Below are 16,788 nucleotides of genomic sequence, written 5' to 3' on the forward strand. Positions count from 1 at the left end.
TTTATTTCCCACCATACACCATACAGTTGCACTGTTTAGTTGGCGACACTGAAAAATCCAGATTTTATAAGGCTTTTTTTGTCAGCCGTTCACGAAATGTTTGGATTTTAATTAATTGACAAACAGGACTGCGCTTTATTAAAATGGATTAGGATTGCTACGCAAATTACCCAAATAAAACGATTTCAAAGGCAGGTTCCTTTTTGTCCGATAACGTCATAGACGATAGGAGAAAAAGTAATGAAAAAGCCTAAACCGAATGATAATCCATGGCGGGCTGCAGGAATGGTCAGTGCGATCGGTGCTGATCTAATTGTATGCATTCTGCTAGGTTACTTTGGAGGTTCGTTTGTGAGCGATCGGTTCGGCTTATCCCCTGCCTGGAAAGCCGGGGGACTGATCTTAGGCCTGTTTGTCGGGATTGTCAGTGTCGTGTTTCTGATCAAGCGATTTCTGGAGGACACGAATGAATGATTTAACGGCCTATATGAAAACCGTTTTCCGCGCCGCTTTATTTTTTTTGGCTGCTTGCTTACTTCTGTGGGCTCTTATTCCCCAGGTCAAACCTTATGCGGCCGGGCTTGTCCTCGGAACGGTCATCAGCCTGATCAATGCTCGATTGTTGGGCTACAAAATCCAGGTGGTCACCAAGCTTGTTTTGGAAAATACGGGCAAGCGAGTTAATTTGGGTTTCATCTCCAGGGCTTGCATGGTCCTTATCGGAACGATGATTTGTGTCAAGTTTCCGCAGTTTGATCTGATTTCCATGGTTATAGGTTTATTTTTTGTACCGCTGGTAACACTCCTGATGGGAATCTTTTCGATCTTCAAAACCAATAAAGGCATGCGTGGAAAGGGGTGAAATTAATCGATGCATAGCTCTCCTTTACTAGAAATTGGCGGTCTTGCTATTGATCTGTCCACTTTTTTTGTTATTATCGTGGCTGCCGTCATCACTTTTATCGTTGCTCGCTTGGGAGTCCGGAATCTTTCCGTGGACAAACCTTCCAAGATGCAGAACTTTATGGAATGGCTGATTGAGTTTGTTCACAACACCATTGCCAGCACCATGCCTTTGAAGAAGGCTGGAGCTTACATTTCACTTGGTCTTACTCTCTTAATGTTTATTTTCATCTCCAACGTATTGGGACTTCCCTTTGCGGTTGTAACCGAACATACGGAGCCTGTTGAATTTATGGGTCATCCAGTAGTGTCTGAGAAAGCCATTCAGGAAGGAATCGACAAGGGACACGCGGGGGCCGAGGTTCTGTGGTGGAAATCTCCGACGGCCGATCTTTCGGTTACGATGGGACTTGCCCTTATCGTATTTTTCCTGGTCCATTATTTAGGACTGAGACAGAATACGAAGCATTATCTCAAGCATTACTTTGAACCCTATTGGTTCTTCTTCCCATTAAACTTAATTAAAGAAATTTTCAAGCCGATTACTCTTGCTCTTCGTTTGTTCGCAAACATTTTTGCGGGTGAGATTCTGATAGCGACTATTATAATGGCGGGAGCATTCGGCATTCCGTTGTTGGCTGTATGGCAAGGCTTCAGTATTTTTATCGGAGCTATTCAGGCATTCTTGTTTACTATTCTAACGATGGTTTACATTGGTCAGGCGTCCGTCCATGAGGAAGGACACTAACATTTGTCGAGCTCTGTCAAAGGACGAAAGATATTATTGGAATCCTGAGGCACGAGATCAGATAGAACTACATTTTAAAACAAAATTTCAAACAAATTTGGGAGGTTTTTTTACAATGGAATTTTTAGCAGCGGCTATTGCAGTTGGTTTGGGTGCTTTTGGCGCCGGTATTGGTAACGGTATGATCGTGAGCAAAACGGTAGAAGGAATTTCTCGTCAGCCTGAGCTGCGCGGAACTCTGCAAACGACTATGTTTATCGGGGTTGGTATCGTAGAGGTTGTTCCTTTGATCGGGGTCGTTCTGGCGTTCCTGATGTTCTTTAGTGCTTAATCGACATAAGCCCGAAGCTTGGCGGGGAGGGCCTGGGCCATCCACGCCTTCGTTATGCTTAAGGTTGCATTCTGGGTACGTCTTCAAGTAAGAAGGGAGTGACACGAATGGGTTTCCATTGGGAATCGACAGTATTTGCGATCATCGCGTTCGTTCTATTATATTGGCTGCTAAATAAATATGCTTTCGGTCCTTTGCTCAACGTGATGGAGAAGCGGAGAGAGATGATTCAGAGTCAGATCCAGTCCGCGGATTCGAACCGTAAAGAGGCTGAGAAGCTAATGTCCGAGCAGAAGCAGGCGATTCTGGAAGCTCGTAAGGAAGCGCAGGAAATTATCGAGCAAGCCAGACAAATGAGTGTGAAGCAAGCAGAAGAAATCGTGCAGGCGGCAAGAGATGAATCGAACCGCATTAAAGATGAAGCGATTAAAGATATTGCTAACGAGAAAGACAAGGCGGTTGCCGCACTGCGCAGTCAAGTGAGCGCTATGGCGGTCATGATCGCTTCCAAAATTATTGAAAAGCAGATCGACGAGAAATCCCAACAGCAGTTGATCGATCAATATCTTAAAGAGGTAGGAGGCAAGCTATGAGCAGCGATACCATCGTAGCGAAAAGGTACGCCAAAGCGCTGTTTGAGATTGCTCAAAGCCGGAGCCTCGTTTCCCAAGTGGAAGAGGAATTGAAAGTGGTAGTTGCTGTTATTGAACAGAACGACGATTTTCAACAATTTCTTCTGCATCCGAAATATGATTTGAATGAAAAGATTAACCTTTTGTCCCGAGTGTTTAAGGACAACCTTTCCGATGCTGTATTCAATACGCTATGTCTTCTGATCGAGCGCGGGAGAGGAATGCTGTTTCATGCTTTGTTGGATTACTATGTCAGCATTGCCAACGAGGCGATGAGACAAGCGGATGCCATCGTCTATTCTCCGGCTGCTTTGAGCGAGCAGGAAAGTCAAGCGATTGCTGCACAATTCGGGAAAATGATCGGCAAAACGATTCGTGTCGACAATGTGGTCGATTCCAGTCTGATCGGCGGAATTCAGGTGCGGATTGGCGACCGCTTGTATGACGGAAGCTTGTCCGGCAAGCTTGCGCGGATGGAAAAAACGTTGAAGCAAACTCAAGCAATGTAGATAGGGGTGAGGTTCGTTGAGTATCAGACCTGAAGAAATTAGCACTCTGATTAAACAGCAGATTGAACAATATCAATCCGATATTCAAGTAGTCGACGTGGGGACCGTCATTCAAGTCGGGGACGGGATTGCCCGTGCGCATGGCCTCCAGAACGTAATGGCCGGCGAACTGTTGGAATTCTCCAACGGAGTTATGGGAATGGCCCAAAACCTCGAGGAAGACAATGTCGGGATCATTATCCTGGGTCCTTACAAAGATATTCGTGAAGGCGATCAAGTTAAGCGGACCGGACGCATTATGGAAGTTCCCGTAGGGGAAGAGCTTCTCGGCCGTGTCGTTAACACGCTCGGCCATCCGGTAGACGGCAAAGGACCAATTGCTACTAAAGCTTTCCGTCCGGTAGAAACACCGGCACCTGGCGTTATGGCCCGGAAATCGGTTCATGAGCCGATGCAAACCGGAATTAAAGCGATTGACTCTATGGTTCCTATTGGCCGGGGTCAACGGGAATTGATTATCGGTGACCGCCAAATCGGTAAAACAACGATTGCCATCGATACGATTATCAACCAAAAAGGCAATGGCGTAAAATGTATTTACGTAGCGATCGGGCAGAAGCAATCGACCGTTGCCCAGGTAGTAGAAACACTGCGTCGTAACGGCGCAATGGATTACACTATCGTCGTAACGGCCAGTGCGTCTGAGCCGGCTCCCCTGCTATTCCTGGCTCCTTATGCAGGTTGTGCGATGGGTGAGTACTTCATGTATAAAGGGGAACACGTCCTCGTTATTTATGACGACTTGACCAAACAAGCTGCAGCCTATCGGGAACTGTCCTTGTTGTTAAGACGTCCTCCGGGCCGCGAAGCTTACCCTGGTGACGTATTCTATCTTCACTCCCGTTTGCTGGAGCGTGCGGCTAAGCTCAACGACGAGTTGGGCGGCGGTTCCTTGACGGCTCTACCTTTCATTGAAACGCAGGCCTCTGACGTTTCGGCCTATATTCCTACGAACGTTATTTCGATTACGGACGGTCAGATCTTCCTGGAATCCGACCTGTTCTATTCGGGTCAGCGTCCGGCTATCAACGTTGGTATTTCCGTATCCCGGGTAGGGGGATCTGCACAAATCAAGGCGATGAAGAAAGTAGCGGGTACGCTGAAGCTCGATTTGGCTTCTTTCCGTGAGCTGCAGGCTTTCTCTCAATTTGCTTCTGATTTGGATAAAGCTACCCAAGCCCGCCTGAACCGCGGTGAGCGCACGCTTGAAATTTTGAAGCAAGGCGTCAATGAATCGATGGCGGTAGAAAGACAGGTAGTCAGTATCTACACGGCTGTTAAAGGATATTTGGATGATATTCCAGTACAGGACGTTCTTCGCTTCGAGAAAGAATTCTTATCGTTCCTGGATATGAGTCACCCGGAAATCCTGGCCTCGATCCGCGATACGAAGGATTTGACCGCGGATAATGAGAAAGCCCTGGGACAAGCAATTGAGAAATTTAAAAAAGGGTTTTCCGTATCTGAATAAGTGCGAGAATAATAAGTGATCGATATAGATCGGTTTAATTACGACCTTTATAAGGCGCTTGTTTCACAATGATTCTGACTTGCACCGGGCAAGTTCAAAGGCGGTGAACATTAATGGCTAAAGGTATGCGTGATATAAAGCGTCAGATCAAAAGCAAGCAAAGCATGAAGCAGATTACCCGGGCAATGGAAATGATCGCAGCGAGTCGTCTTAAGAAAGCGCAGGATGCCGCCGTGGCCTCCCGTCCTTATGCGGACAAGCTGAAGGAAGTCATCTCCAACATTGCTGCCGGGACAACCGATGTGAAGCATCCGATGCTGCAAAAGCGGGAGATTAAAAAAACCGGCTATCTGGTTATCACTTCCGATCGGGGGATGGCCGGTGGATATAACTCCAATCTGCTGAGGAAGCTTACTCAGACGCTGCGCAGCAAGCATAAATCGTCTGACGAATATATGCTGTTTGTGATTGGACGCAAAGGCCGGGACTTCTTAGTGAAGCGGGATTATCCGGTTGTAGAGGAAGTGGTCGGCCTGTCCGATTCTCCGAAGTTTGCCGATATTAAGACCGTTGCCAATGCCGCAGTCCGGCATTTCGAAGAAGGACAATGCGATGAGCTCATTCTGGTCTACAACCAATTCATCAACGCGCTTACGCAAAGACCGATAGAGAAAAGTGTGCTTCCTCTCGTAGAAGTAGAGGGGAACGATCAAGCCAGAACAGAGTATGAATATGAGCCTTCGGCGGCTCAAGTACTTGAAGTGCTGCTGCCTAAATATGCAGAGACTCTCGTCTATAGCGCGGTTCTGGAAGCTAAGGCCGGTGAGTTCGGCGCGAGAATGACGGCTATGGGGAATGCATCCAAGAATGCTACCAAAATTATTTCTTCACTTAGCCTTCAGTACAACCGAGCTCGTCAGGCGGCTATTACCCAGGAAATATCGGAAATCGTCGCAGGGGCCAACGCCCAGGTATAAACCGGGCGGCCCCGAAGTCGGCATCCAAGCGATTTGAGCTGTTAATTCAAATAATGATATGTATGATATACATTGCGAGATCAGCCTATGCTTACGAAGATAGCTTTTTACTTTGGGTAAAGAGCTTTAGGAGGGAAAAGAATGAACAAAGGACGCGTTTTGCAGGTTATGGGTCCGGTTATCGACATTGAGTTCGAACGCGGACAGCTGCCTGAGATATTAAATGCGGTCAAGATTCATAAACCATCCACTTCCGCCAACGAACCGGAAATCAACTTAACGGTGGAAGTGGCGGTCCATTTAGGGGATAACGTAGCTCGTTGTGTTGCTATGTCTTCCACCGAAGGACTGGTTCGCGGTATCGAAGCGGTAGATACAGGGGCGCCGATTTCCGTGCCTGTCGGCAATGCTACGTTGGGCCGCGTGTTCAACGTTCTTGGCGACGAGATAGACAGTGCCGGAGAAGTGGATAGGTCATTGACAAGCCCGATTCATAAATCGGCTCCGGTATTTGAAGAGCTTACAACCCAAGCGGAGATTCTGGAAACGGGAATTAAAGTTGTTGACCTGCTGGCTCCTTATGCCAAGGGCGGTAAGATCGGTCTGTTTGGCGGAGCGGGTGTAGGTAAGACCGTTATTATTCAGGAATTGATTAATAATATTGCTCAGGAGCATGGCGGGATTTCCGTATTTGCGGGTGTAGGTGAAAGAACCCGGGAAGGAAATGACCTGTATCACGAAATGACCGATGCTGGAGTTATTAAGAAGACGGCGATGGTCTTCGGACAGATGAACGAACCTCCTGGTGCTCGTCTTCGCGTCGCTTTGACCGGATTGACAATGGCGGAGCATTTCCGTGACGAAGAAGGAAAAGACGTTCTCCTGTTTGTCGACAATATTTTCCGCTTTACCCAAGCCGGTTCCGAAGTGTCCGCTTTGCTTGGCCGGATGCCATCTGCGGTTGGTTACCAGCCTACGCTGGCTACCGAGATGGGTCAGTTGCAAGAGCGGATTACATCGACCAAGAAAGGTTCCGTCACTTCGATCCAGGCTATTTACGTACCGGCGGACGACTACACCGACCCGGCTCCGGCTACGACGTTTGCTCACTTGGATGCTACGACCAACCTGGAGCGTAGAATTTCCGAGATGGGAATTTACCCTGCGGTAGACCCGCTTGCTTCCAGCTCGCGGATTTTGTCGCCGGAAGTTGTCGGCGAAGAGCATTATAATGTGGCTCAAGGGGTTAAACGGATTCTCCAGCGCTACAAAGAGCTTCAAGATATCATCGCGATTCTCGGTATGGACGAGCTTTCCGATGAAGATAAAGTAACGGTACAACGTGCCCGGAAGATTCAGAACTTCTTGTCTCAGAACTTCCACGTGGCCGAGCAATTTACCGGAAATCCGGGTAAATATGTTCCGGTTAAGGATACGGTCCGCAGCTTTAAAGAGATTCTTGAAGGTAAGCATGACGATTTGCCGGAGGCAGCATTCTTGTATGTCGGTACAATCGAAGAGGCTGTTGAAAAAGCTAAGAACATGAACTAATACACGCTGCACATGAATGGTAGCAGGGTTAAAGGTTTGTATTGTTACGGAATTAAACGATACAGGCTTATGAAGTGGTGTTTTCTGAGGAAGCTTCATCTACTCTAATTCGATAGATGAAGCTTAATCGGGAAACTCTCAGGAGGGATCGGCGTGAGCACCTTTTTCTTAGAAGTCGTTACACCCGAAAGTATCCTTTACGGGGCAGACGTCAATATGATCGTTGTTAAAGGAGTGGAAGGAGAGCTTGGAATTTTGCCGAACCACATTCCGATGGTCTCTCCTTTAAAAATCGCTCCGATTAGAATTAAAAAGGGCAACGAAGAGGAACTTTTGGCCGTCCATGGCGGGTTTATGGAGGTTCGCAAGGACAAAGTGGTCATTCTTGCAGAGAGTGCTGAATATCCTGGCGATATTGATTTGGAAAGAGCAAGAGCGGCTAAGGAACGTGCGGAGAAGTATTTAGCAGCAAGAGATGAATATGATTTCCGCCGGGCAGAATTAGCTCTGCAGCGGGCTCTGACTCGTCTGGAAGTCGGCAGCAAAAAGTGACCTAATGAATAAGTGCGAGGGATTGCCCTTCGCGCTTTTTTGTTTTGTTAATTCATTAGACACTATTTTCTTCATTTGTTATAATTGTGGGGATTATCATTTCAAGAGACTGGAGGGAAACGGCGAGAATGCAATATATTAACAATTATGTAATTGTCGCCATTTTCGTATCGCTGAGCGTGCTGTTGCCAGTAGTCGCTTTAACGATCGGCAAGCTTTTGAGACCCAATAAACCGTTCAACGAAAAATTAACTACTTATGAAAGCGGTAACGTGCCAGTAGGAGAAGGACATATTCAATTTAATATTCGCTATTATTTATTTGCGTTGATGTTCGTTATTTTCGATGTGGAGGCTGTATTTCTTTATCCGTGGGCCGTAGCTTATCACAAGCTGGGGCTGTTTGCGCTTGTTGAAATGTGCATCTTTGTCGCCTTGTTGGTCGTAGGATTAATTTATGCCTGGAAAAAGAAGGTGCTGCAATGGAATTCCAATTAGAGTCCATTCGTCCGGAGGAAAGGAAAGAGCTGGAGAGGACCGTTTTTTACTCGACGATTGAGCAGGTTAAAGCATGGGTAAGAAGCAATTCTTTATGGCCGCTCACCTTTGGATTGGCCTGTTGTGCCATCGAAATGATGGGGACGGGGGGAGCCCACTACGATTTTGACCGTTTTGGGGTCATGTTTCGCACCTCTCCAAGACAAGCGGACGTTATGATTGTATCCGGTACGGTAACTAAGAAAATGGCTCCGATCATCCGCAGACTTTATGAGCAAATGCCCGAGCCTAAGTGGGTTATTGCCATGGGTTCTTGTGCCACTGCTGGCGGCCCGTATGTAAAATCCTACGCTGTCGTTAAAGGTGTCGACCAGATTGTTCCGGTTGATGTCTATATTCCAGGATGTCCGCCTAATCCGGCGGCGCTTATTTACGGTGTGATGAAGCTGCAGGAGAAAATTCGTTACGAAGCGAAAACCGGGAAGCGGGTGACGAATCAGTGAGTGAGGACAAGAAAGAGCCAAACCGGCTGGAATCTGGCCAGCACGAATCTCAAACGCCTGTACCTAATCAGGGCGAAGCTAATAAGCATGAGCCTGAGAAGCCACAGTCCGACAAACAGAATGAGACTCCGGCACCATCGATAAGTGAACAAGAAGCAGCGTCCAATAATGCAGAGGCACAGGGACAAAGTGATCAGGAAGATTCGGAAAAGGCGGATAAACCGGATAAGCCGACTGAAGTCTCCGCAGCTCCTGTCGAACAAAGCAAAAGGGGGGCTAAAACAAGCTCTCCGTCTGGAACAGCGGAGGATTCAATTGTGAAATCGCTTGCGGACAAGGGAGAAGAGGACAGAGCCAATAAGCCGGTCCAATCGGCACAACGTGCGGCAGCAAGAGCAGAGAAGCTGCAGCAAGCTGACCCGGACGTTCAGACGACCTCAGAGCCATCGGATCCCCCGGCCAAAGAAATAAAAGAACAGGCGGCCGAAGACCGTGAGGCTAAGCTGAAGAAGGCCGCGGAGGCCCGTGCCGCAAGAGCGGAAGCCAAGGCGAAGAAGGAAGAAACAGAAGCTCCCAAGGAGCCTTCGCCGATGCAGCCCTTGTTAGACCAGTCTGTACAGATCATTAAAGATAAAGTATCTCCAGATGCGGTGGAAGAAGCCTTTATCAATGAACTGGATGGCCACAGGCCATACATAATAATTAAACCTGATTATTGGGTGGAAACCGCAAGGCTGATCAAGGAGGATGAAGCCTTTCAACTAAATTATTTGCGCAATGTATCCGGAATTGATCAGGAAACCCATATGGAAGTGGCGTATCACTTTATTTCCTTGAAGACTAAACAAGACTTTTTATTTAAAGTAAAAACGGATCGGGAGCAGCCTAGCGTTCCTTCGATTACTTCTTTATGGCAGACGGCAAATTGGAACGAGCGGGAAATCTTTGATTTATTAGGAATCGATTTTCCGGGGCACCCGGACTTGAGGCGGATTATGATGCCGGATGATTGGGTCGGTCACCCGCTGCGCAAAGATTATGAACCGATTGACCCGGAGGTGTAACCAGTGCTACGGACAGAAGAGCTGTTGCTGAATGTTGGCCCCCAGCACCCCAGTACTCACGGAGTTTTTCGCATTGTTGTCAAGCTGGATGGGGAAATCATTAAGGAAGCCGACCCTGTGATGGGGTACTTGCATCGGGGAACGGAGAAATTAGCTGAGAACTTATCCTTCACCCAAATAATCCCATATACGGATCGTATGGACTACGTCTCGGCCATGACGAACAACTATGTGCTGGTCCATACGGTAGAGAAGCTCCTGCAGCTGGAAATTCCGGAAAGAGCTGAATTTCTTCGGCTGATCGTCATGGAATTGCAGCGGGTAGCCAGCCATTTGGTCTGGTGGGGGACGTATTTACTGGATATCGGGGCGATGAGCCCGTTCCTGTTTGCTTTCCGCGATCGAGAAATGATTATCAATTTATTCAATGAGTTATGCGGCGCTCGTTTGACTTATAGCTATATGAGGGTTGGCGGCGTCAAATGGGATGCGCCCGAAGGCTGGATTGATAAGGTTCGGGAGTTTGTCCCGTACATGAAGAATAAGGTAGAGGAATACGATCAATTAGTGAGCGGTAATGAGATTTTTTTATCGCGAATTAAAGGAATTGGTCAGTACGATGCCGAAACAGCTATTAATTACGGATTAAGCGGCGCTAACCTTAGATGCACGGGTGTTAAGTGGGACCTGCGCAAGGACCAGCCTTATTGTATTTATGACCGGTTTGAATTTGATGTTCCTGTGGGCAAGAACGGCGATTGCTACGACCGCTATTTCGTCCGGCTGGAAGAGGTAAGGCAATCTCTGCGGATTCTGGAGCAAGCTCTGGAGCAATTTCCCGAGGGCGGACAAATCATGGGCAAGGCTCCCAGAGTGATCCGCGCCCCCGAGGGGGAAGTCTATGCAGGCATCGAATCGCCTCGTGGAGAGATTGGGTGCTATATCGTATCCAGAGGCCGCGATAAGCCGTATCGGTTGAAATTCAGAAGACCGTCCTTCGTTAACCTGCAAATTCTTCGTAAGCTGCTGATTGGCGAAACGATGACTAATCTGATTACCATTTTGGGCGGTATTGACATCGTTGTAGGGGAGGTCGATAGCTAATGGCCAACTGGTTTCAGGAGGCTCTGACCTGGCAGAGCTTCACCATCTACTTTCTACTCGCGGTGGTTTTCTTGCTTGTCATCCTCGGATATGTCACTTATGCGATCTATTTTGAACGGAAAGTGATCGGTTGGATGCAGAGCCGACACGGTCCGAACCGGGTGGGGCCGCTCGGATTGCTGCAGACGGTGGCCGACGTTGCCAAGCTGCTGATGAAAGAGGACACGATTCCGAAGAAGGCGGAGAGAGACTTATTTATTCTTGCGCCCGTCCTTGCGTTCGTTCCTTCTTTTGTCGTGTTAGCGACCATCCCCTACACTAAAAATATATATTTTGCCGATTTAAACGTCGGAGTTCTTTATTACGTCGCTCTTTCCGGAATCTCCACCATTGGAATCATTCTTGGAGGGTGGGCGTCGAACAATAAATACGCGCTTCTTGGCGGCATGCGCTCGGCAGCTCAGATGATCAGCTACGAAATACCGCTTGTGATTTCCGTAGTCGGCGTCATCATGCTGTCGGGCAGCATGCAGTTAACCACCATCGTAGAAGGTCAAAGCGGAGGCTTCTGGCATTGGAACTTCCTGCCCCAAATCATCGGCTTTGGTGTCTTTGTCGTTGCCGCGGTCTCAGAATTGAATAGAACGCCCTTTGACCTGCCGGAAGCGGAATCAGAGCTAATTGCAGGATATCATGTCGAGTACAGCGGGTTTAGATTCGCCTTTTTTATGCTGGCGGAATATGTCTATGTTTTTGCCATCGCTTCGTTAACTACGGTTCTGTTTTTGGGAGGCTGGCATGCACCCTTCCCATTCCTTGATTTCGTGCCGGGCTTCATTTGGTTTTTACTTAAATTTTCATTCATTGTTTTTTTCCTGTTCTGGCTCCGGGCCACTTTTCCCCGGGTACGTGTAGACCAACTGATGGGATTGGGCTGGAAAGTACTGCTTCCGCTTGCCCTGGTCAATATTTTTATTACCGCCGTATTCTATGAAATCTTTGGCCGGTAAAGCCAGTCGAAAGGGGGAAACCGCATGAAAGGCTTAATCAAAGGACTAGGCGTTACCTTTAAAAACATGACGAGAAAAAAAGTGACGTATGCTTATCCGGATGTGCCCATCCAGATGCCAGATCGCTTTCGCGGCATTCAATATTTGGATCCCGAGAAATGTATCGTATGCAATCAGTGTGCCCGGGTGTGTCCCACAGAGTGCATCACTCTGGTCGGTAAGCCCAATCCGGATCCGGAGAAAAAAATCGCCAGAGTGCTGGATACGTTCGACGTAAACTTTGAAATATGTATTCTGTGCGACTTTTGTACGGAAGTCTGTCCAACGGAAGCCATTGTCATGACTAACAATTTTGAGTTAGCCACCTACAGCCGAGATGATTTGTTCAAAAATATGCAGTGGCTGTATGAGAATAATCAAAATATTCGTCAGGAAAACAATTCGTCATCCCCTAAAGGAGGGGCGAAGAAAAATGTTTAGTAACATTGCAGAATTTTTCTCGAGCGGCAGCAATTTGGTTTTCTTCGTATTTGCTTTGTTTATTATTGGGGGAGCGATCTTCATGATCAGCTTCACGAAAGTGGTCCATATGGTCGTGGCCGTAGCCTTCTCCTTCCTTAGCTTAGCGGGTCTATACGTGCTTCTTGAAGCGGAATTCGTCGCTTTTGTACAGATATTGATCTATGCCGGAGCGATATCGATCCTGATGATCTTTGGCATAATGATGACTAAGCACGGGGAGGATAACGGCGCTTCGTCTGGCCGTCCCCTTCATAACATTTTGCTTGGAATAGGGATTCTGGGCTTGTTCGGAATTATTTTCTATGCTATCCAGACGGCGGATTTTCCTGCGGAGAATGTTGCCTTGGCCCAGGATAACACTTTGGAGATTGGAATGCGTATTTTTACCGATCATGTCATTCCGTTCGAGTTAATGTCCGTGCTGCTAACCGTGGCGTTCATTGGTGCTATTGTAGTCGCTAAAAGGGAGGAGGAGTAATCATGAGCGGACTCATATCCCCTTACCTGACGTTAGGCGCCATTCTTTTTTGTATCGGGCTATATGGCGCTCTTTCCAAAAGAAATGCGATCATCATCTTGCTATCGATCGAATTGATGCTCAACGGGGTCAACCTTAATCTGGTCGCTTTCTCCAAGCTGGGTATCCATCCTTCTTTAACGGGTCAAATCTTCTCGTTATTCACCATCACCGTTGCTGCGGCGGAAGCGGCTATCGGGGTAGCTATTCTTATTATGCTCTATCGAAACCGGGGAACATCCAACGTCGATGAGATGAATTCGATGAAGCATTAGCCCAAATTTATAAGAAAAGCCTCTTTGTTCAACAACTATAAGGAGGAACTATAAACCCATGGAATTGGACATTTCACAATATGCGTGGTTAATTCCGCTTTTTCCATTACTGGCATTCCTGGTCCTGATCGCTATAGGCCGGCAGGCCAAAGAAACGGGCGCCTATATAAGCATATTGGCAGCGGCCGCCTCTTTTATTTTGGCTGTACTCGTGTTTATGGAACGATTGGGAGATCCGGTCGACAATTATCTTTGGACTAAAGTTCAGTGGCTTCATGTCGGGGAGCTAGCCCTTGGATTCGGTTTTGAAATTACTAACCTGAACGCTCTTATGCTGGTGATCGTAACGTTGGTTGGGCTGCTCGTCAATATTTATTCCAAAGGCTATATGCAGGAGGATGAGCGAAAAGCCGTCTTTTTCAGCTACATATCCTTATTTACATTCTCCATGCTCGGATTGGTTATTTCACCTAACCTGCTGCAATTATATATATTTTGGGAACTGGTGGGAGTGTGTTCGTTCCTGCTTATCGGCTTCTGGTATTATAAACCGGAAGCAAAGGCAGCGGCCAAAAAGGCCTTTATCGTTACCCGTATCGGGGACGTAGGGCTTTTGCTAGCGATTCTGCTTCTATTCTGGTATATGCCCGGCAATGCTCTCGACTTTGCATCCATACATAGCGCTTTTGCAAACCATCCAGATATCGCTCCGGGGATGATCACCTTAATCGCTATTCTCATCTTCGTGGGGGCGGTGGGCAAATCGGGGCAGTTCCCGCTTCATGTCTGGCTTCCCGACGCTATGGAAGGGCCTACTCCCATCAGTGCGCTGATTCATGCGGCGACGATGGTGGCCGCCGGGGTTTACTTAGTGGCCCGCACCTTTGACATCTTCCGCGCTTCGCCGGATGCCTTGCTGGTAGTGGCGATTGTGGGAGCTTTTACTGCTATTTTTGCCGCCACTATCGGAACGGCCCAGAATGACATCAAACGGGTGCTCGCATACTCGACCGTGAGCCAATTAGGGTACATGATGATGGCGCTTGGCATCGGAACCTGGGCTTCCTACACGGCAGGAATCTTCCATCTGTTCACTCATGCGTTTTTTAAAGCGCTGCTGTTCTTAGGGGCGGGCAGTGTTATTCACGCCGTTCGTACGCAGAACATTCACGAAATGGGCGGCTTGGCAGGCAAGATGAAGATCACGACCTGGACTTTTGCCATCGGAGCTTTGGCACTGGCCGGGATCATTCCATTATCGGGGTTCTGGTCCAAGGACGTCATTTTAGCCGAGGCGTATCATTCGAATCAACTGTTGTTCTGGATCGGCTTAGTGGCGGCCTTCTTTACCGCCTTATACATGTCGAGGCTGTTCTTCCTAGTCTTTACCGGTCCATCCAAGGTCAAGCACGAAGTGAAAGAGTCGCCGGCTTCCATGACCTTTCCAATGATAGTTCTGGCCGTGCTGGCAGTCATTGCCGGATTTGTGTTTGTGCCACAGCTTAACCCATGGCTGGGCAACTGGCTTGCGCCGGAAGCGATGGATGAATCGATGAATTGGCTTGTCGTTATCCTCTCTAACTTGGCCGCTCTACTCGGTATAGGGTTGGGGTGGGTCATATATGGTAAAGGCAGTCTGTCTAGAGAAATCATTTCGCAGAGGGCCCCCTGGCTATATAATCTGGTCAGTCACAAGTATTACATCGATGAGCTTTATCGCTGGATCATCATCCGTCCTTTGCAAGCAATAGGAAGGTTGTTCAATGCTGTAGACCACTGGATTATCGACGGACTGGTCCGTCTGGTGGCTGGCTCGGTCGTTTCTCTCGGCAAGCTCGGCACCCGTGTGCAGAACGGACAAATACAAACGTATGGCTTGGTAACACTTCTCGGATTTGTTGTTCTAGTACTGGCTTTGGTGGGAAGGAGGTTTATCGATCTTGGCTAATCTACCGATTTTGAGCATGATTACCTTTTCACCTTTGCTGGGGATCCTTATTCTACTGTTTATCCCCAAGGAACGAGGACAATACATTAAATGGATTGGAATAGCGGCGACGTTCATTCCGCTGGTTCTGGCCGGTTGGCTGTACGCTGACTTTAATCAGTCGGCTGGGGGAGATCAATATGCGGAAAGCTATGAATGGATCCATCTTCCTTTGAATGCGGAATTTTTGAACGATCTCAGCTCTCTTCACCTGAGGTTCGATTATAGCTTGGCGGTGGATGGCCTGTCTTTGCCGCTCGTGTTCCTAACCGCTCTAATCGCGACGATGGCGGCCCTGGCTTCGTTCACAATCAAAAAACGGTGGAAAACTTATTTTATATTGTTTCTATTGCTGGAGATTGGAATGTTCGGCGTTTTTATGGCCCGCGATTTGTTTTTGTTCTTCGTTTTTTTCGAGGTTACGCTCGTCCCCATGTTCTTCTTGATAGGGATTTGGGGGTACATGAATCGTGAGAAAGCAGCCAACCGGTTTTTGCTTTATAACGGCGTTGGATCGGCTATTATGCTCATCGCTTTTCTCATTCTGATTACAACGGCAGGATTTACCCAGATTGTGGATGATCAGGGGATATCCATTTACTTTACAGGAAGCTTGAATGAAATCACGCATAATCTATTCAGTGATCCGCAGTCCTACGCTAATACGGAGCATCCGCAAAGCCCGTTTTATTTATCGGAAGGTTTGAAGTGGGCACTGTTCGTTATGATCCTCGTTGCCTTTGGCATTAAGCTGCCCATCTTTCCGTTCCATACTTGGATGCTTAAGGTTCATACCGAGGCACCGCCGTCAGTGGTCATGATCCACTCGGGTATTTTGTTAAAAATGGGCGCTTATGGACTCATTCGATTCGGTATATTACTATTTCCAGAGCAGGCTAAAGACTGGGCCTTTGTCTTGGCGCTGCTTGGATTGATCAACATTTTGTACGGGGCCGTGCTGGCCTTGGTGCAGAAGGACTTCAAGCTCGTCCTGGCTTATTCCAGCATCAGTCATATGGGAATTGTTCTGCTCGGTCTGGCCGCGTTTAATGAGATCGGTCTGCAGGGAGCTGTCTTCCAGATGGTATCGCACGGGCTCATTTCTGCACTTATGTTCCTGCTCGTCGGAAGTATATACGAGAGGACGCAGACATCAATGCTGGATCAGCTTGGAGGGATGTCGGCTTCTGTTCCGTTTATGAGTGGGATTCTGGTAATATCCGGAATGGCTTCTCTAGGGTTACCTGGGTTGTCCGGATTTATTAGCGAATTTCTCTCCTTCCTCGGTTTGTTCGGATCGATGAAAGTCATCACGGCTATTAGTTTGTTAGGAGTGATTCTGACAGCGGTCTATGTTCTCCGGGGGGTATTAAAAATTACATTTGGACCTATGCCTGAGAAGTACAAAGGAATTCGCGATGCGAGACTGATCGAGGCGGTCCCTATGGTTACATTGGTGGCGTTCATTCTGCTGCTCGGGATTTATCCGAATATTTTAAGCCAGCCCATAGATATGACGGTAAACAGCTTTGATCAATTTATACAACAAGTAACGGTTGGGTTAGGGGGGTAGAC

Annotated in this window: 20 protein-coding genes; all 20 read left to right on the forward strand. The window is 47.8% G+C overall.

The features are described 5' to 3' along the window. Positions 1-240: 240 nt before the first annotated feature. The 20 genes from KJS69_RS23505 (at position 241) to KJS69_RS23600 (ending at position 16,786) form a co-directional block, all read left to right on the forward strand. A complete protein-coding gene (locus KJS69_RS23505; protein ID WP_213586237.1) occupies positions 241-474 on the forward strand; it encodes an AtpZ/AtpI family protein in 234 nt (77 codons plus the stop codon). Next, positions 467-862 carry an ATP synthase subunit I gene (locus KJS69_RS23510; protein ID WP_213586238.1) on the forward strand — a complete coding sequence of 132 codons (396 nt, stop codon included), beginning with the start codon at positions 467-469 and terminating at the stop codon, positions 860-862. Before KJS69_RS23505 ends, KJS69_RS23510 begins: the two co-directional genes overlap by 8 nt. 9 nt (positions 863-871) lie before the next feature. Beyond that, complete coding sequence (atpB, locus tag KJS69_RS23515; RefSeq protein ID WP_213586239.1) at positions 872-1,651, forward strand: F0F1 ATP synthase subunit A; 780 nt, start codon at positions 872-874, stop codon at positions 1,649-1,651. A 115-nt stretch (positions 1,652-1,766) separates the two neighbouring features. Continuing rightward, entirely contained in the window at positions 1,767-1,982 is a 216-nt protein-coding gene (gene atpE / locus KJS69_RS23520) for a F0F1 ATP synthase subunit C (RefSeq protein ID WP_213586240.1), read from the forward strand. 107 nt (positions 1,983-2,089) lie between these two features. After that, entirely contained in the window at positions 2,090-2,575 is a 486-nt protein-coding gene (gene atpF, locus KJS69_RS23525) for a F0F1 ATP synthase subunit B (RefSeq protein WP_213586241.1), read from the forward strand. Beyond that, entirely contained in the window at positions 2,572-3,123 is a 552-nt protein-coding gene (locus KJS69_RS23530) for a F0F1 ATP synthase subunit delta (RefSeq protein WP_213586242.1), read from the forward strand. Before atpF ends, KJS69_RS23530 begins: the two co-directional genes overlap by 4 nt. Positions 3,124-3,139: 16 nt before the next feature. Further along, entirely contained in the window at positions 3,140-4,654 is a 1,515-nt protein-coding gene (atpA, locus tag KJS69_RS23535) for a F0F1 ATP synthase subunit alpha (RefSeq protein ID WP_213586243.1), read from the forward strand. 113 nt (positions 4,655-4,767) lie between these two features. Further along, positions 4,768-5,631 carry an ATP synthase F1 subunit gamma gene (gene atpG, locus KJS69_RS23540; RefSeq protein ID WP_213586244.1) on the forward strand — a complete coding sequence of 288 codons (864 nt, stop codon included), beginning with the start codon at positions 4,768-4,770 and terminating at the stop codon, positions 5,629-5,631. Between the two features lie 141 nt (positions 5,632-5,772). Next, positions 5,773-7,182 (forward strand): F0F1 ATP synthase subunit beta, encoded by a 1,410-nt coding sequence (atpD, locus tag KJS69_RS23545; RefSeq protein ID WP_213586245.1) that lies wholly within the window; start codon positions 5,773-5,775, stop codon positions 7,180-7,182. A gap of 153 nt (positions 7,183-7,335) precedes the next feature. After that, complete coding sequence (locus KJS69_RS23550) at positions 7,336-7,734, forward strand: F0F1 ATP synthase subunit epsilon (protein ID WP_213586246.1); 399 nt, start codon at positions 7,336-7,338, stop codon at positions 7,732-7,734. A 128-nt stretch (positions 7,735-7,862) separates the two neighbouring features. Continuing rightward, positions 7,863-8,231 (forward strand): NADH-quinone oxidoreductase subunit A, encoded by a 369-nt coding sequence (locus tag KJS69_RS23555; RefSeq protein ID WP_213586247.1) that lies wholly within the window; start codon positions 7,863-7,865, stop codon positions 8,229-8,231. After that, the gene (locus tag KJS69_RS23560) at positions 8,216-8,734 is read left to right on the forward strand and encodes a NuoB/complex I 20 kDa subunit family protein (protein WP_213586248.1); all 519 of its coding nucleotides are present in this window, start codon (positions 8,216-8,218) and stop codon (positions 8,732-8,734) included. Before KJS69_RS23555 ends, KJS69_RS23560 begins: the two co-directional genes overlap by 16 nt. Further along, on the forward strand, positions 8,731-9,798 hold the full coding sequence (locus tag KJS69_RS23565; RefSeq protein WP_213586249.1) for an NADH-quinone oxidoreductase subunit C: 1,068 nt from the start codon (positions 8,731-8,733) through the stop codon (positions 9,796-9,798). Before KJS69_RS23560 ends, KJS69_RS23565 begins: the two co-directional genes overlap by 4 nt. A 3-nt stretch (positions 9,799-9,801) precedes the next feature. After that, positions 9,802-10,902: an NADH-quinone oxidoreductase subunit D gene (locus KJS69_RS23570; RefSeq protein ID WP_213586250.1), complete on the forward strand. Its 1,101-nt coding sequence runs from the start codon at positions 9,802-9,804 to the stop codon at positions 10,900-10,902. Next, positions 10,902-11,912, forward strand: a complete 1,011-nt coding sequence (nuoH, locus tag KJS69_RS23575; RefSeq protein ID WP_213586251.1) for an NADH-quinone oxidoreductase subunit NuoH — start codon at positions 10,902-10,904, stop codon at positions 11,910-11,912. Before KJS69_RS23570 ends, nuoH begins: the two co-directional genes overlap by 1 nt. Positions 11,913-11,936: 24 nt before the next feature. Next, entirely contained in the window at positions 11,937-12,392 is a 456-nt protein-coding gene (gene nuoI, locus KJS69_RS23580) for an NADH-quinone oxidoreductase subunit NuoI (protein ID WP_213586252.1), read from the forward strand. Continuing rightward, positions 12,385-12,912, forward strand: a complete 528-nt coding sequence (locus KJS69_RS23585) for an NADH-quinone oxidoreductase subunit J (RefSeq protein WP_213586253.1) — start codon at positions 12,385-12,387, stop codon at positions 12,910-12,912. Before nuoI ends, KJS69_RS23585 begins: the two co-directional genes overlap by 8 nt. A gap of 2 nt (positions 12,913-12,914) precedes the next feature. After that, complete coding sequence (gene nuoK, locus KJS69_RS23590) at positions 12,915-13,226, forward strand: NADH-quinone oxidoreductase subunit NuoK (protein ID WP_213586254.1); 312 nt, start codon at positions 12,915-12,917, stop codon at positions 13,224-13,226. A gap of 58 nt (positions 13,227-13,284) precedes the next feature. Continuing rightward, a complete protein-coding gene (gene nuoL / locus KJS69_RS23595; RefSeq protein WP_213586255.1) occupies positions 13,285-15,174 on the forward strand; it encodes an NADH-quinone oxidoreductase subunit L in 1,890 nt (629 codons plus the stop codon). A 16-nt stretch (positions 15,175-15,190) separates the two neighbouring features. Then, on the forward strand, positions 15,191-16,786 hold the full coding sequence (locus KJS69_RS23600; RefSeq protein ID WP_374706714.1) for a complex I subunit 4 family protein: 1,596 nt from the start codon (positions 15,191-15,193) through the stop codon (positions 16,784-16,786). The last annotated feature ends 2 nt before the right edge of the window (positions 16,787-16,788 follow it).

Source organism: Paenibacillus sp. J2TS4 (assembly GCF_018403245.1).
Lineage (GTDB): Bacteria > Bacillota > Bacilli > Paenibacillales > NBRC-103111 > Paenibacillus_L.

Bases quoted from the DNA above. Each gene is read 5' to 3' on its own strand.
- KJS69_RS23505 (WP_213586237.1), top strand. From the start codon at position 241: ATGAAAAAGCCTAAACCGAATGATAATCCATGGCGGGCTGCAGGAATG.
- KJS69_RS23510 (WP_213586238.1), top strand. From the start codon at position 467: ATGAATGATTTAACGGCCTATATGAAAACCGTTTTCCGCGCCGCTTTA.
- atpB (WP_213586239.1), top strand. From the start codon at position 872: ATGCATAGCTCTCCTTTACTAGAAATTGGCGGTCTTGCTATTGATCTG.
- atpE (WP_213586240.1), top strand. From the start codon at position 1,767: ATGGAATTTTTAGCAGCGGCTATTGCAGTTGGTTTGGGTGCTTTTGGC.
- atpF (WP_213586241.1), top strand. From the start codon at position 2,090: ATGGGTTTCCATTGGGAATCGACAGTATTTGCGATCATCGCGTTCGTT.
- KJS69_RS23530 (WP_213586242.1), top strand. From the start codon at position 2,572: ATGAGCAGCGATACCATCGTAGCGAAAAGGTACGCCAAAGCGCTGTTT.
- atpG (WP_213586244.1), top strand. From the start codon at position 4,768: ATGGCTAAAGGTATGCGTGATATAAAGCGTCAGATCAAAAGCAAGCAA.
- atpD (WP_213586245.1), top strand. From the start codon at position 5,773: ATGAACAAAGGACGCGTTTTGCAGGTTATGGGTCCGGTTATCGACATT.
- KJS69_RS23555 (WP_213586247.1), top strand. From the start codon at position 7,863: ATGCAATATATTAACAATTATGTAATTGTCGCCATTTTCGTATCGCTG.
- KJS69_RS23560 (WP_213586248.1), top strand. From the start codon at position 8,216: ATGGAATTCCAATTAGAGTCCATTCGTCCGGAGGAAAGGAAAGAGCTG.
- nuoH (WP_213586251.1), top strand. From the start codon at position 10,902: ATGGCCAACTGGTTTCAGGAGGCTCTGACCTGGCAGAGCTTCACCATC.
- nuoI (WP_213586252.1), top strand. From the start codon at position 11,937: ATGAAAGGCTTAATCAAAGGACTAGGCGTTACCTTTAAAAACATGACG.
- KJS69_RS23585 (WP_213586253.1), top strand. From the start codon at position 12,385: ATGTTTAGTAACATTGCAGAATTTTTCTCGAGCGGCAGCAATTTGGTT.
- nuoK (WP_213586254.1), top strand. From the start codon at position 12,915: ATGAGCGGACTCATATCCCCTTACCTGACGTTAGGCGCCATTCTTTTT.
- nuoL (WP_213586255.1), top strand. From the start codon at position 13,285: ATGGAATTGGACATTTCACAATATGCGTGGTTAATTCCGCTTTTTCCA.
- KJS69_RS23600 (WP_374706714.1), top strand. From the start codon at position 15,191: ATGATTACCTTTTCACCTTTGCTGGGGATCCTTATTCTACTGTTTATC.